Below are 15,516 nucleotides of genomic sequence, written 5' to 3'. Positions count from 1 at the left end.
TTTGTAAGCAGTGAATTAATGATGTAAAACTCTTAAAATAAAGCTCTTAATATTGATTTTTCTAAAATCTGGAATATTGACAAGTATTCAGGATATTGGAAGGTGTGGTTTCAAAGACAAAGGGATTAACCCCTCTGGTGCAATGGATACTCTTTCAATGAGGTTACTGAATATTCTATTAGGAAACGAAGACACCGAAGCGGTTTTGGAGTTTCATTATCCTACACCTACCATTACTTTTGAAGAGCATGCTCTTTTTGCCATTGGCGGAGCAAATTTTTCTGGCTCTTTAAATAATAAAAGTATTTCTAATTGGAAGGTTCAGGAGGCTAAACCTGGAGATATGTTGTCTTTTGGTAAAAAAATAAACGGAGAACGAGCATATATTGCTATCAAAGGTGGCTTCAATCTTAAAAAGTCTTTGGGTTCTAACAGTACTAATTTGCTAGGAGGCTTTGGCGGGAAAAAAATAGAGAAGGGAGATTCGTTAGATTTAAACCTGAAGAACGGACAATTATTTGCTGCTACTGAAAAGGTTTATTTAGCTCCTAAGACCGTTAATGTTAACTTAAGACCCGCTTTTGAGCAAAAGCAAGAAATAAGGGTTATTGCAGGAAAAGACCTCAGTAGTTTAGATTTAGAAAGTAGAAATAAAATATTTAAACAATCTTTCATCATTTCTTCTCATGCAGATAGAATGGGTTATAGGTTAGAAGGGGATTGTTTGAATTTACAATCTTCTGATGAACAGATTTCTTCTTCAGTGGCCTTTGGCACCATCCAGTTATTGCCGGATGGGCAATTGGTTATTTTAATGGCCGACCATCAAACTACGGGAGGTTATCCTAAGTTAGCTAATGTTATTTCTGTAGACTTGCCTATTTTGGCTCAGCTGTCAGTGGGTCAACATGTAACCTTTAGAGAAATATCTATGGAGGTGGCTGAAAGTGTTTTCCTTAAGCAGGAAAGGGAAATGAAAAAGTTTAAATCTGCGGTTCAGCTGTATTTATAGTCTATAGAAAACACTTTAATTTAGTATGGCTCGGTCGGTAAATATCAACTGCGATATGGGCGAAATTCAAGATTCGTGGGACTCTGGAAGGGATAAAATCCTTTTAGGTTATGTGGATGCGGTGAATGTATCTTGTGGCAAACATGCGGGTAATCATATTTTAATAGAAGAAACCATTCAATATGCAATAAAACTTGGTCTGCAAATAGGAGCTCACCCTAGTTATCCTGATAGAGCGAATTTTGGTCGTAAAGTAATGCGTATATCTATATCAGAACTTAAAGAGACCCTCAAGGAGCAAATTCTTTACATAAAGTTTCTCGTAGAAAAACATGGTGGTAGACTTCATCATGTGAAACCACATGGAGCTTTATATAATGAGGCCGCAGGAAATTTTGAAGTTTCAACTGCCATAGCTGATGTGGTCGAACACATTGATAAGGATTTAATATTATTTGGCTTAGCTCATTCAAAAGGGATTACTAAGTACAAAGAAAAGAGACTACAAGTTTGGGAAGAAGTTTTTGCAGATAGGGCGTATGAGAGTGACGGAACCTTAAGGAAAAGGAGTTTGGCAGGAGCTCTAATTGAGAATCCACAAAAGGCATTTCAGCAAGCTTTTAGTGTGATAACTAGAGGAGAGCTGGTAAGTTATTCTGGTGAGATTATTAAACTTAAAGGTGACACTTTTTGCATTCATGGAGATGGTGAAAGAGCCCTTGAAATAGCCAAAATTCTAAAGAAATAGTTTTACTTAGTCAAATTTAACTCTAACAAAAACATCTTGGTCTAAAACAAAATCGCCTTTAGCAGATTTATAAGGAAAGGAGTAATCCCCTTCTGGCAAAGTTCCTAAATTAAAGCATGTCCCAAAACCTCCAAAAGGCTGGTAATCGCCTAATTGCATGTCCACGTTTATATCTCCTTGAAAAACATTTACAATTACGGTGGAGTCAGCAAGCCTGTTAAATACGGTAGTTCCACAAAAATGCCCGCCACAGGAGCTTCTTGTTACTAAGTATCGGTCAATAGTTTCTCCATGATCGGTTGTGAAATCTATATAGAAATCTTTTGGTACGTTACCAATGTGTTCTATACGTGTTACATCTAGGTATCTTTCTGTAAATGGTTCCCAAACAGGGGTATAATCTATTGATGCACGCCATGAACCACCGTTAATGCGATAGGTGAGATTTGTAAGGCCACCTTTTAGATAAAAATTCCAGAGGTCATAATTATTATCTTGCCCATAGTACAAATCATTAGAAAGGTGAAATGGCGTATTTAAATTAGCATAATTCTCAATTGTGTCTAGCGTTGGCAGTGCTCTTTCATCTCTATATAAGTATTCCATGCTAGTCGTTCTCTCGTCGGGGTAGGCGGGGCAGCCTGCATTGGTTCTGAGGTGAATATTAGAAGGAGCGGTATAAGGATGTCTGTAGCCCCAGAAGAATCTACTGGAGTCTTTGTCTACTCCGATTTTAGTCATTTTTAGGTAGGGCTCATTCGAGCTTATCCTATACTCTGGCTGAGAAATGGCAAAGATTGTTCCTACCATTTCCTGTGAACTAGCATTGGTATATAAATGAGGGATATTGTTTCCGTGATTGTGAAAGTTTTCGCAAACTACTTCAGAAGAGTCTGGATTATAATTTTGGCTGGTGTTTATACATTCGCCAATATTTGCACTAAAAACTGCGGTACTATCTGTTTCAAAACCCGGAAGAAGCTCAATACTGTTGCCTCCTTTTGCAATAATGGAGGTTGAAGGATTTATTTCAAAGCTTAGATGAAGACTATTTATAGCTTGTAAGTTTTGATTGCCATTTCCAGCAGAGTTTATACTGCTATTTTCAGAACAGAAATAAGAATATATGACAGAGCCACCTGTTGGTTGGTTCAGGAGTATATCAGTGTCATCATTTGAATAGTTTGTAATAGTTAAAAGGTAAAAACTCCCTGAATCTGGCTGGTAAAGATTTAAAGTTGGGTTGATAGCCGAGTAATCACATGATTTAGGGAATTGAGAACTGGTAAAACAAGTAGAGTCTAAATCTCCACCTGCAATTGGCCCCCATATGGCAGCATCTATATCATAGTTTTTAGAATTTTGAAAATTGAATTTTAGGGAATCACCTTCAAGTACTTTGACTAAAAACCATTTGGAGTTGTTATAACTTAAGAGACAGCCAGGGTTGAATTCATTTGGTACTTCATAGCATTCTGAATTGTTAGTAATGGCTGGGAATACCAGTTCTTCCGTGGCTACCAAGTTTTCCTTATTTGCAGGAAACAGATTGCAGACAACCTGACAGCTATCATAAATGGTACTTACAGAATTATAGGGTTTAAGCGGTTCTTTTTTATCCTGAGCTATAAGAGAAAAGCTAATAGAAATAAAAAAAGCAATTCTAAATAGATCACCGCTTTTGATGATTTTTAACAACATTTAGAAGAAAAACGAATTATTATGGAAAGCATTGAATTAATGAATGCAAAGGTGAAATTTTCTTCTGAGAATTGCTAGGTATTTTGTTTTTAATTAAAGAGTTATCTAAATTTTTAAATATGTATGCTTTGAATGGCTCAGGAAGGGGAAAGTAGAATCTTATTCGAAGTGACTATTTACGAACGATGAACAAAATTAAATTATTAGGTCTGAAGTTTTTTTGTAGTCCATTTTTTATTTGGAACTGGAAGATTTAGCTTAAAATCCCCATTTCAGGGGATTTTAAGCTATAAATAAGACGTAGTTTTTTTCTTAAAATTCTAAAAGTAGGGTAGAGCTACCTTTAATCTCAATTGATTGACCCAAGGTCAAAGTTTGATCAGAAAGTACATTTTTAACAGTGCTATTTTCAGGCAATAACTCTCTAAATCTATTTAAATCTATCGATTGATTCTTTTCGTTTTTGTTGAAAATGACCATCACCTTTCTAGCATCGCTATGTCGGAAATAAACGTAGACGCCATTTTCTGGGCCGAAGTGCGTTAGTTTTCCTTCATGTAAAACGGGATTTGATTTTCTGTAGTTTAAAAGTGTTTTGAATAGCTTTTGAGCTTCTTTTTGTTTGTCTGAAAGCCCTACACTCGTAAAAGCATTGCTGCTCATGTTTGCAAAACCGCCGGGAAAATCACCTCTTATTTCTCCATGAGAATCTGAGTTAGGGTTGGTCATTAGTATCTCGGTGCCATAATAGAATTGAGGTATCCCACGCATGGTAGCCATCAAAACCATTGCCATTTTAAAATGGTCATAGTTTTCGTGCAACTGCGTATAGATGCGGCTCATGTCATGGTTGTCCGCAAATATTAACAGGTTAGAAGCATCAGCATAAAGAAAATCATTTGATACCGAATGGTAGACTCTGTTGAAATCTGTACCCCAAGCAATGTTCTCATTCAACCCTTTTACTAAAGCATCTTGGAGAGGGAAGTCCATAGGTGTGGGTACATAAGATTTGTAGCCATTTGCGTTAACTTTTCCCCTTTGCCAGTAAGAAGTAATAGCTGGGTTTGTGCTCCATTCTTCAGAAGTGATGTTAAAGTTTGGATATTCCTCCATGATTCTTTTACTCCATCTGCTAGAGAAATCTTGGTCGGAGTAGGGGTAGGTATCTACTCTGAGTCCACCTAAATCTGCCATTTCAATCCACCATATAGCATTTTGTATGAGGTAGTTTGCTAAGAAAGGGTTTCTTTGGTTCATATCTGGCATGGTTTCTACAAACCAACCGTCTGACATTACTTCTTTATCTTTTTGAGAAGCGTGAATATCTCTCAAAGTTTCTCTGCGGTGATTGGTGCTTTTGAAATGCCCACCGTTATTTATCCAGTCTTTTGATGGTAAATCCGTCATCCACCAGTGCTTACTTCCACAGTGGTTTAAGACCACATCTTTTATGATTTTTATGCCCTGCTTTTTACTTTCAGAAGATAAGTTGTAGTACTCTTGATTTGAACCATACCTTGGGTCTATTTTATAGAAATCCGTAATAGCATAACCATGGTAACTGGCGTCGTCCATATTATTTTCCTCTAGGGGCATTGGCCATATAGCCGTAAAACCCATGTCAGAAATATAATCTAGATGCTCCGTGATGCCTTGAATATCTCCACCGTGTCTTCCAAATTCCTTAGAAGGAGCAGCTTTGTCAGGGTAGCCATCGATGTTATCGTTTGAAGTATTTCCGTTTACAAAGCGGTCTGGCGTAATGAGGTAAATAGCATCTGAAGTATTGAATCCTTCTCTTTTTGCTGAGTTTGGTCTTCTTGCCTTTAATTCAAATTTGAAAGTTTCTTTCTCAGACTTATTGGCAAAGTTGATATCGACAGTACCAGCTTCAGCTTTTTTAGAAATAAGTAAATCTATAAATAGATAATTTGGATTGTCCGTTTTATGAACAGCTTCTATTTTGACTCCTTTATATTTTAGAGATGGAGAAAATTCTGAAATCTGATTTCCATGAACTAATAATTGAACCGTAGGTTCCTTCATGTTAATCCACCAATTGCTTGGCTCTACTCGCTCTATGTGCTGAGCAAATAAGGTGCTCTGGGTTAGCAGAAGCAGTAAGAATATTTTTTTCATAATCGTGTAATTCTTGTGAAAAGGGTAAAAAAAGAATGGGACATAAGGCCCCATTCTTTAGCGTCGTAAAACGACCGTTTTAGCCAGTTTTATTTTGCTGTAAGCGTATAAGAAAAATCTGTAAGATTTACCTCTATATCATAAGTGCCAGGACCTACTAAAATGTCAGCACCGTTTTCTTCTAAAGTGCCATCCACACCATCATCACCGTAGTTTACTGCCCAGTCATTATTCATTCTAATTTTGATGGCTCCGTCAGTCAAAGTGACATTATAAGCTACCCAAACACCCTCTCTTGAGAAGTCAGGCATAAGGCTTACATCTGGGCCATCCCAGCCATTTGGTGCAGCAGAACCAACTATGCCAGGAACGTCAATCGTTTCTAAGGTATATGTTAATTCATTTTGGTTTAAAGTGATTAGGTAAGTGCCAGCAGAAACAGCAATGTTGTCGCCATTTTCTTCAAGGCTTCCATCAGCACCTGTATCTCCATAATTTAAGCCCCAGTCATTGTTTTTTCTTATTTTCATTTCACCATCAGCCAATGTGCCGATTGCTCTCCATTGGTCAGAACTTGGGTCATAAGAAAATTCTAAATCTGGACCATCCCAACCGTTAGGAGCAGCAGAACCTACTATTCCCCATGAAAGTGCTTCAATGTTATAAGTAAGGTCGTTTGCATTAAATGTTACAGCATACGTACCTGCTGTAACAGCTATGTTGTCTCCACCTGCGTCTAGAATTCCATCTTTACCTGTATCACCGTAGTTTACGGCCCAATCGTTGTTTTCTCTGATTTTTATTTCACCATCAGCCAACATCACGTAGGCTACAAAAACGCCAGCTTCTGAAGTCTTGTAGAATGGCATATCTGGGCCATCCCAACCATTTGCGGCAGCTGAACCAACAATTCCCCAAGAAGAGCTTAGATCTAATTTGTCTAGATAAGTTACGGCTGTAAGTGCCATGGCGTCTGAACGCTGCACTTGACTTTCACTCAAAATAGCCTCAACTGCTAATTCAAGAGAGGCCATTTCCGTAGCTTCAAAACCCATTCCAAGCAAAAGGTTATTCAATTCTTGGTTTGTCCATGAGCGATTTAAATCAGCACCCGTACTGAAAACCTGAGCTTCCGCAAAGTTTGAACCCGCTTTGTCTACCAAGATTCTGTATTGAGCACCTGCATTAAAACCAAATGATGGCTTTTCCCAAGAAACCGTTAGGGCATTAAGATCAGCATTGTCTTTTGACAACTCCAATGAACTACTGTTTAAACTAACCACAGGCTTGGCTGCAGGGTCTAAAATCGCTCTTATCTCTTCTTTTTCGCAAGAACTTAGAAGAACTACCATTCCTAAAAGGACGTAGATTTTATTTATTAAATTTCTCATTCTAATTATGCTTTAAATGTTAGTATCCAGCGTTTTGGACTAGATTAGTATTGGCCACAATATCTGAAGAAGCTATTGGGAATAAAGACATGTGCGTTCCAATGTCACGACCTTCCTTTACGTTTCCTTTCCATGCCCAGTTATAACCTGTAGTGAATTTTCCAAAACGAATTAAGTCTGTACGTCTGTGAGCTTCCCAAAATAATTCTCTTCCTCTTTCGTCTAATAAAAAGTCTAAAGTAAGAGCAGTTACAGGTGTTGCGTTTGCTCGTGTTCTTAATTGATTTACCAGACTTAATGCCAGTGATTGGTCTCCAGAACCGCCTCTGGTTACCGCCTCTGCATACATTAGGTAAGCATCAGAAAGTCTATAAACTCCAAAGTCAGTATCTGTATGAGCAAGGCTTTTGCCTGGTACACCAGCCGAAGTGAGGTTTGACCATTTAGCTACTGCATAACCGTTGTCAAATGTTCCAATTTCATCAATTTCTAATTTCTGACCATCGCTGTGAAGTAATCTCCTGTCATCAGCTCCATTATCAAAAAGAGAAACAAACTCCTTTGTAGTTCTGAAACCGCTCCAGCCACCATCTACACCAAAGTCAGCTGGGTTCATAGTTCCTCCTATTGAAGCATGAATTAGTGTGGTAGTTCCTCCCCAAGTGGCTGTTTGATTTCCGTCATAATTGATGGTGAAAATCAACTCGTTAGACTGGTCATTATCCGCCATGAAATTGGCTTGATAGTTTGGGTTTAAGGTATAACCTGCGTCTATCACTTTTTTAGCGTACTCGGCTGCTTCGTTATATTTTGCAGTACCTGTATATACTTCTGCATTTAAGTAAAGTTTTGCTAAAGTCATCCAAACTGCACCTTGGTCGGCTCTTCCGTATTCGTTGCCTTGTGGGCCAGGAAGTTCCGTTTCTAAAGCTTTAAGTTCCGTTTCTAGGTAGTTGAAAAGCTCCGTTCTGCTGATTTGCTCTGGTAAGAAGGCACCCACAGGGTCGTTTTCTGTAACAAAAGGAACATTGCCAAACATATCCAAAGCATGGTAATAAGCCAATGCTCTCAGGAATTTTGCTTCTGAACGATAAAGTGGAATCTGTGTATCGCCAGATAAGCCACGAGCCTCTAATTTCTCAGGAGCGGACTCTCTAATGAATTCGTTTGCTACAGTTACTTGATATAAAGTTCTGCTGTAAAAGTTAGAAGTCCACTGGTTTGAGGCAGTCCAAGAAGATGCGTGCAAATCAGGTAACCCTGGGTCTCCCCAACCTACCACGGCTTCGTCCGTAGTGAACTCCTGAAGATACCAGTAAGCTCTCAAATAACTTTGAGAACCTCCGTCAATTCCTTTCAGGTCAACATTGCCATCTTGTGGCTCAATTCCTGATACTGCTAAACCAGCATAAAGTTTAGCCAATACTTTTTTATAGTTATCAGCGTCTTGATAAACTAGGTCAGACACTTCGCCTACGTAAGGAGTGGTGTCCAAATCGCTACAAGCATTTAATGCCGTGAGCATTAATCCTGCAAAGAGTATATTTAATATTTTTTTCATCTTTTTACTTATTAGAAATTAAGATTTAGATTCAAACTGTAAGTACGCGGACGTGGATAGATGTTTCTGTCAATTCCACCTTGTACTTCTGGGTCAAGACCCGTGTAGTTAGTAATGGTAAACACGTTTTGAACTATGAAACCTAGGTTAGCTCTAAGTTTAGAGGTTTTGAAAAGTGAGCTTAAATCATACCCTACGTTTATGTTATCCATTTTTAAGAAAGAAGCATTCTCCACGAAGTAGTCAGAAAGGTTGATTCTGTCTCTTCCGGTAGAAGAGCTAAACTCTGTTTCTTGTACAGCTGAGTTCAGGTTGAAAATAAAGTTACCCGCACCAGTCATTGAAGAGTAGCTACTAGAACCAGAGGCTACGTTATTGAAAACATAGTTTCCTATGTTACTACGCATGATAAAGCCGAAGTTTAAATTCTTATACTGCATCTGAGAAGAGAAGCCTAAGAAATAGTTTGCGTCTGGGTTTTGATAGTGATATCTATCTAGTTCACTAATTACGCCGTCGTTGTTTTGGTCTACAAATACACCTTCAAGTGGCTTACCGCTTTCATCATAAACTTGCTGATACAAGAAGAATGAAGAACGGGCATAACCTGTGGAGTGAATTTGACCATAGGCACCAGTACCACCACTTACATCACCAGTAAGAACACCTAAGTAATCTTCGTTATCATTTCTGGTTAATGCCGTAATCTCATTTTTGTTATACGTAGCATTGAAATTCAAATCCCAAGAGAAATCAGCATTTTGAATAGGCGTATAGTTTAAAGTAAACTCAACCCCTTTGTTTTCTAAAGAGCCAATATTGGTTACCACTTTATTAGAGAAGTTGGTACCCGCTGGGGCGTCAATTTCATTAATTAAGTCTTCTGTTTTCTTCATGTAGAAATCTATACTACCAGATATTTTAGCAGCACGAATCCCGAAGTCTAAACCAAAGTTAGTAGAAGTAGTTTCTTCCCATTTGATTTGAGCATCATAAGGGTTTGGACGAAGTACGTCATAAAAAGCTCCGCCAAATTGGTACAACAAACCTTGACCAGGCGTATAAGCCGCTAGGTACGGGAAGTCGCCAGAGTTAATATCTTGCTGCCCCGTAACACCCCAGCCAACTCTTACTTTTAGGTCTGAGAAGGTATTGTCAATGTCAAACTGCTCATTAAGTTTCCATGCTAAAGCCGCAGATGGGAAAATACCATATCTGTTGTCCGGTGCAAACCTTGAGGTTCCGTCACGCCTTACCGTGAATGTGGCTAGGTAAGTGTTATTAAAACCGTAGTTAATTCTACCAAATTGAGATGCCAGTCTGTATTCTGTTTTGAAATAGTTTCTTAAAGGCGTTACATCAGATTTTCCGTAGTCTGTTCCGGTTTCGTTTTCTCTAGTGAAGTTTTGATACTCATAACCTCCCATCACATCAAAACGATGCTGATTGATTTCTTTTACATAGTTCAAGTAAGCTTGGAATGTAGTGTTGTTTCTGTCTTGAAGATAGAAAGCAGTAGAACCTTGATTATTGAAAGAGTTGGCAGAAACCAAGGGGCTAGTTATATCTTTTCCATCTGTGTTTGATTTATCAAAACCTGCATTCACTACAGCTTTTAATTCTGGTAAACCATGGAAAGTATAGCTTAATCTGGCGTTACCAATATACCTGTTTAAAACACCAACGTTATCTCTCAAATTCAGCATGGCTAAAGGGTTACTAGGCCCAAGAGCCTCAATACCATTTCCGTTCGGGTCAAGCCAGTTGAAGTATTCACCAAACTCTGTGTTGCTAGCGTAAACTGGCTGTGTAGGGTCAAAACTGATGGCTGTTCCTATGGCTCCTTCGTCGGCAAATTGAGATTTACTATTTGCTACTTTGAAGTTCACATCTAAATTAAGGTGGTCGTCAAGAAAAGACGGAGACAGGCCCAAAGAAGCTGAAGTTCTTTTAAGGTTTGATGTTTGCAGCGTACCGTTTTGATTCAAGAAACCTACCGAAGCTCTGTATGGCATACCTTTTAAAGTACCTGTCAAGCTCAGGTTATTATCCTGTGTTAAAGCAGTTCTGTAAATAACATCTTGCCAGTTTGTGTTTGCTGTTCCCAATAAAGCTTGCTGAGAAGCAGTTCCGTAAGTACCTACAGCATCTACAAATTCAGATGGACTAAGTACATCTACTTCGTTGATATTGTTTGCTACAGAAAAACGACTGTTAAAGCTCAGTTTAGTTTGCGAACCCTTTTTACCTTTTTTGGTAGTAATGATAATTACACCGTTGGCTGCTCTAGAGCCATAGATAGCTGCGGCGGAAGCATCTTTAAGGACGTTGAAAGATTCAATGTCATTAGGGTTTATAAAACTCAAAGGGTTAGCAGAACCAGAAACGTCGCTGTTGTCAATCGGCACACCGTCAATTACAATAAGCGGGTCATTGCTCGCATTTAGTGATGAGCCACCACGAATTCTGATAGTACTTCCAGAACCCGGAGCTCCACCACCTGAGGTAATTTGTACACCAGCTAATTTACCAGTGATTAACTGCTCAGGAGTACTTACGTTTCCTTTCACAAAATCATTTTCGGTAATAGAAGTAATAGAACCAGTAAGGTCGTTTTTTCTTTGTGTACCATAACCTACCACCACTATTTCGTTCAGTGCTTGGCTGTTGTTTGTAAGAGCAATGTTGATAACCGACTGGTTACCTACCACCACTTCTTGACTTTCTTTTCCGATGAAACTAAATACCAAGATTGGGTTTTGAACGCCCGCCGTAGATAGTTTATAATTTCCATCCATATCAGTAGAGGTACCTTGAGTACTTCCCTTAATGGCAATAGTTACTCCTGGAAGGCCGATTTGGTCTTCGAAGTCGGTTACTTTACCAGTAACATCGCTTTGGGCAAAAGCCTGACCCATGCAGAAGCTTAGCAGGAGTAGCCAAAGAAACTTTGGCTTCCAAAGAACGGCTTTTGTGCTATCACAATAGTTTTGTTGCATTCTATTCTAGTTTTAAGTTTAAATTATGGTTATTGTATTTATCAGTTTATTTAAAATAATTATGTCCCAAAAAGTCAAAAACTGGTAGTGCTTCGTTATTCCGACTTGCGTCAAAAAACGCTGCGTTTTCCCAGTGGGAGCCTGTACCCCATTGCGTTTTACAAGCTGAACTTACCCAAGCCGGTTCCCAGTAAATCACTCCTTCGCCACCAGCTTTTATAACACTTGAGGTTAAGTCAATCATAAAACTTAACTGCCCTTCTGGGCTTACTGGGTAGCCATTGAGGTTAGAGCCAGTTCCTAGTACGTTGCTTGCCTCATCAAAATTTCTAGTAGAGTAGGGATAGCCTGTTTCTACCACCATTACCCTTTTATTATAGGTGCTTTTTAATGTCGATATAGTTTCTTCTAACTGTTTTAAGTTAAATTTTGACCAGTTTGGATAATAAGAAAGGCCTATCCAGTCGAAGTTTTGAAGGTTATTTTTACTGGCGTTTTCAAACCAAGAAAGAGCTTCATCAGGCTGTGCTACGTGAAGAAAAGTTTGAACCGAAGTGTTATTGACTTTATTAAAATCGTCAACAGCTTTTAAGCCTTTGTTAAATAAGGATATATTTCTAGGCCAATTGGTTGGACCATTTTCGGCTGTTTCTTTTTCCATTAAAATTTCAGAATTGGTTTCATTGCCAATCTGAACAAATTCAGGAAGTAAGTTTTCGTTGTTCAGCTCGGTCAAAACAGCTTTCGTATAGAGATAAAGGCTATCTCCTAATATTTCGGTGTCTGTAATACCCGACCATGCACTCGGAATTATCTGGTGAGCAGGGTCTGCCCAGTTATCAGAATAGTGGAAATCAAGCAAAATAGGCATGTTTTTTGCTTTTGATTTAGCAATAGATTTCTTTACATCATCTAATGTTGAATAGTTTGTCCAGCTAGGCTTATGCCAAAGTCTTAGACGGGTTAAATTAGCTCCTTGAGATGCAAAAAAGTCAAAAGGTTCTACCGATTTTCCGTTATGAGTAAATTTGGCTCCACAGGCCTCCAGCTCATTTACGTAAGAAAGATCAGCACCTAAGTAAATATGGTTTTGCTTTTTCTGAGAAACTGCTTCACACGAAAAAAGCAAGCCAGCGGCTAACAGTGTAATAAGATAGTTTAGATACTTAGGCATAAGGAAATGGTTATTTCACTATGCAAAAGTACCCTAGATGTTTAGGCTGGTCGTTCCACTTTACTTATTTAAATCCTAATTTGGTTTTCTTATAACTTGCTTAATATAAAGTTTTTAATAGGTTCATTTTATGATTCGGTACGAATTGTTAAAAAATGAACCTTTGAATTGTACCATTAAATCTCATGGATGATGAGTTATGTCTTACATAGCGTGTAAAACAATCAATCATTTATCTCTTGAGAGAAAATATAAAGTGAGATGTGAAAAGATTTACCGTTTTCAGAGTGAATCCTACACTTCATCGAAATATTAATTATTTAGAAAGTATCTGAGATACTTTTGTTACACACCAAGTCAGAAAACATGAAAGTTGTATTCAAAGTCAGTTTGTTCTTATTTCAAATTTTATCTGTAGTGGGCTTTGCTCAAAACTTTAGCTACATGGGTACGTATAATTCTCAGGGGGTGCCTGATTACCTGATTGCCTCAGATGTGGTCGATAGGGATTTCTTGAAAAAAGTTGATGCTTCTTTACCAGAAAGCTACCCTGTTCCTTTTTATAATGCACATTATATTACTACCGGTACAGAGAGTAATATTGTGCTTGTTGACAGTGCGGATGTTTGGATAACTTTTGTGGCAGAAGGGGCAGGTTATAAAAACGCCTTGGGTTATTATACTTTTGATGCCAGTAACCCATCGCCAACTGCTCCACCCGCAGAAGACATAAATATTATTTTTCCTAATGTATCTCGTTTATATAGCGGAGGAGGCTTACTACCGGGGAATAAAGTGCACTTAGGGACTTTTGCTCCAGGCACTGGTATTGGTTGGGTTTTAATAGCGAATGGCTGGGATTCGGGTAAACAATTGGTGAAAAATAAGCTATGGACGGTTTATTCTAATCCAGCTTACAACCCAGAGACTGTGCAAAGTTTAAAATATCATAATGTACAGCTTATAGATGAAGAAACAGAGCGGATAGTATTAGGTTTTGAAGATATAAGAAGAGATTACGCCTCATGTGACCAAGATTTTAATGACGCTATTTTTTATATTTCTGCCAATCCAATTGAATCAATTTCGCTTAGCAATATTAATTATACCTCTCCAGTAGATGGGGCTATTAGTTCAGGAAATCAGGGAGGCTTGGAGAGTAATGGTTCTCTTGCAGAAAAGATTGCAAAAAGGAACCTTCAGAAGGATTTATTAAATAAAGATGAGGATAGATACAAGTCCATCTCAATGGGTTCTCATACACAAGTGAAGGGTATTTTTTCTACTTTGGAAGAGATTCCTTTAACAGCTTTAGTACCAACTTTAGGCCCTGACTCTTCGGATGCATACCAAAGTACTCCCACTGATTTATTAGACTTGACGAATGCGGTTGAAGTGCTCTCGGTTGACTTTTTTGACAGTACTTACAACGAACTTGACACTACTTATGATAGAAAAGCTGTTTGTTTGGTTACAAAAACCATAGATGACGTTTATAGTCATACTAAAAGTATATGTGATAGGGTAGGTGGTGCGGCTTTGTTGTCAGCCAAAACTGTTATGATTGGTGGCGAATACCCTGGAACACTTATAAGCTTAAAAAGAGATGACGGCTCTGTAGAGTATGCCATGTCTTTTTCACTAAAAGAATTGGGTGACGACCAATATCAATTTAATAGTCACTGGAATATAACAGATTATCCTTTAGGAGGAGTCTTCCTAAACCTTCAGTTATGGGGTAGGAAGCCATCAGATGTATTCTATTTAGCAGAGCAAGTAATAAATATATTTAGTGAATCATTTGCCCTGTCAAAGACTGCGTCATTTTCGGCCAGTCCAGCTATAGCTATGCGTTTTGGAGAATATGTTCAAGGTCAATTTAAAATGACTTTAATTAATTCAAGACGTGAAACTGGGAAAGTATATGTAGAAGGTACTTTGAGAAACTCGGAGCAAACAAACTCCATTGCATATAAAGATAGCGTAGAATTAACGGGAGCATTTTTGCAAGAAATTGAATTAGAAACGGCAGGTGTTTTTGACGCAGGCTTGAATATCTATAAAGAGAACTCAATAGAACAAGATGCCATATATTTAGCTGATGGAGCTTGGATAGCCAATTTTGAAGAAGCGAACGTGGCCAATGAGAGTCTTTCTATTTTTCCTTTAGATAAAATAGTAGAGAATGATAATCACTTTTGGATAGAAAGAAGTTTTGAGGCCTCTGGCGATGTAAAGAATTATTATTCGGTTCACAGACCCTTACGTTTGGGTTTAAGAGCGGTGGATCTTACAGAGTATTCTTACTTATCTTTTGTAGCCGAAGGTGTTCAATCCATAGAAATAGTGCTTAGTCATGAAGGGGTAACAGAGTGGCTAGACCAACCTAGGAAAGTGGTTAACTTGACAGCATCAGCAAAGCGATTTTATATTCCTCTAAGTGAGTTTTTGGATGGCTCAAACAACACACTTAGCAATGATGATATTACTGCACTTACTTTTTCTGCCATTGGCGATAATAATTCCTTTGTTCCATTTGACTTTAAATTTAACAATATAAGCTTTAGTAAGGTAAATGGTTGCGAAGCTGATACCGAAATAATGGCTACTTCTTATTCTAATGAGGTATATGCTTCCACAGGAAATATGCAGGTTAGTAATAAAACCAAAGATGATTCAAGAGTGATATTTACATCTGAAAATTCTATAGAATTTAAGCCGGGCTTTTCTACAGAATCAGGAGCCGTTATAGATGCACAAATTTTAGGTTGTCAAAATTAAATAACAC

The 15,516-nt window shown here is 38.2% G+C and carries 9 protein-coding genes; 3 read left to right on the top strand and 6 right to left on the bottom strand.

Annotated features, from left to right (window positions below; genetic code table 11):
* The first annotated feature begins 52 nt into the window (after positions 1-52).
* Both AADJ06_RS07895 and AADJ06_RS07890 read left to right on the top strand, forming a co-directional pair.
* Positions 53-1,012, top strand: a complete 960-nt coding sequence (locus tag AADJ06_RS07895) for a biotin-dependent carboxyltransferase family protein (RefSeq protein ID WP_341225884.1) — start codon at positions 53-55, stop codon at positions 1,010-1,012.
* Positions 1,013-1,037: 25 nt separating this feature from the next.
* Positions 1,038-1,760: a 5-oxoprolinase subunit PxpA gene (locus AADJ06_RS07890; RefSeq protein WP_341225883.1), complete on the top strand. Its 723-nt coding sequence runs from the start codon at positions 1,038-1,040 to the stop codon at positions 1,758-1,760.
* A 6-nt stretch (positions 1,761-1,766) separates the two neighbouring features.
* Here the strand turns inward: AADJ06_RS07890 and AADJ06_RS07885 are convergent, their stop codons facing one another.
* From AADJ06_RS07885 to AADJ06_RS07860, 6 genes are all read right to left on the bottom strand, one after another.
* The gene (locus AADJ06_RS07885) at positions 1,767-3,461 is read right to left on the bottom strand and encodes a 3-coathanger stack domain-containing protein (protein WP_341225882.1); all 1,695 of its coding nucleotides are present in this window, start codon (positions 3,459-3,461) and stop codon (positions 1,767-1,769) included.
* A 312-nt stretch (positions 3,462-3,773) separates the two neighbouring features.
* Positions 3,774-5,603: a glycoside hydrolase family 13 protein gene (locus tag AADJ06_RS07880; protein WP_341225881.1), complete on the bottom strand. Its 1,830-nt coding sequence runs from the start codon at positions 5,601-5,603 to the stop codon at positions 3,774-3,776.
* Between the two features lie 89 nt (positions 5,604-5,692).
* Positions 5,693-6,994: a SusE domain-containing protein gene (locus AADJ06_RS07875; RefSeq protein WP_341225880.1), complete on the bottom strand. Its 1,302-nt coding sequence runs from the start codon at positions 6,992-6,994 to the stop codon at positions 5,693-5,695.
* Positions 6,995-7,013: 19 nt separating this feature from the next.
* A complete protein-coding gene (locus AADJ06_RS07870; RefSeq protein WP_341225879.1) occupies positions 7,014-8,555 on the bottom strand; it encodes a RagB/SusD family nutrient uptake outer membrane protein in 1,542 nt (513 codons plus the stop codon).
* An 11-nt stretch (positions 8,556-8,566) separates the two neighbouring features.
* Positions 8,567-11,554: a SusC/RagA family TonB-linked outer membrane protein gene (locus tag AADJ06_RS07865; RefSeq protein ID WP_341225878.1), complete on the bottom strand. Its 2,988-nt coding sequence runs from the start codon at positions 11,552-11,554 to the stop codon at positions 8,567-8,569.
* Between the two features lie 46 nt (positions 11,555-11,600).
* Positions 11,601-12,728 (bottom strand): glycosyl hydrolase 53 family protein, encoded by a 1,128-nt coding sequence (locus tag AADJ06_RS07860; RefSeq protein WP_341225877.1) that lies wholly within the window; start codon positions 12,726-12,728, stop codon positions 11,601-11,603.
* Between the two features lie 366 nt (positions 12,729-13,094).
* On the opposite strand from AADJ06_RS07860, the gene AADJ06_RS07855 reads away from it, so the two are divergent.
* The gene (locus AADJ06_RS07855) at positions 13,095-15,509 is read left to right on the top strand and encodes a DUF4114 domain-containing protein (RefSeq protein WP_341225876.1); all 2,415 of its coding nucleotides are present in this window, start codon (positions 13,095-13,097) and stop codon (positions 15,507-15,509) included.
* Positions 15,510-15,516 lie beyond the last annotated feature (7 nt).

Origin of the sequence: uncultured Arcticibacterium sp. (assembly GCF_964021845.1) — a bacterium.
Lineage (GTDB): Bacteria > Bacteroidota > Bacteroidia > Cytophagales > Spirosomataceae > Arcticibacterium.
The sequence above is the reverse complement of the archived record's forward strand: the minus strand, read 5'-3'. Positions and strand labels throughout refer to the sequence as shown.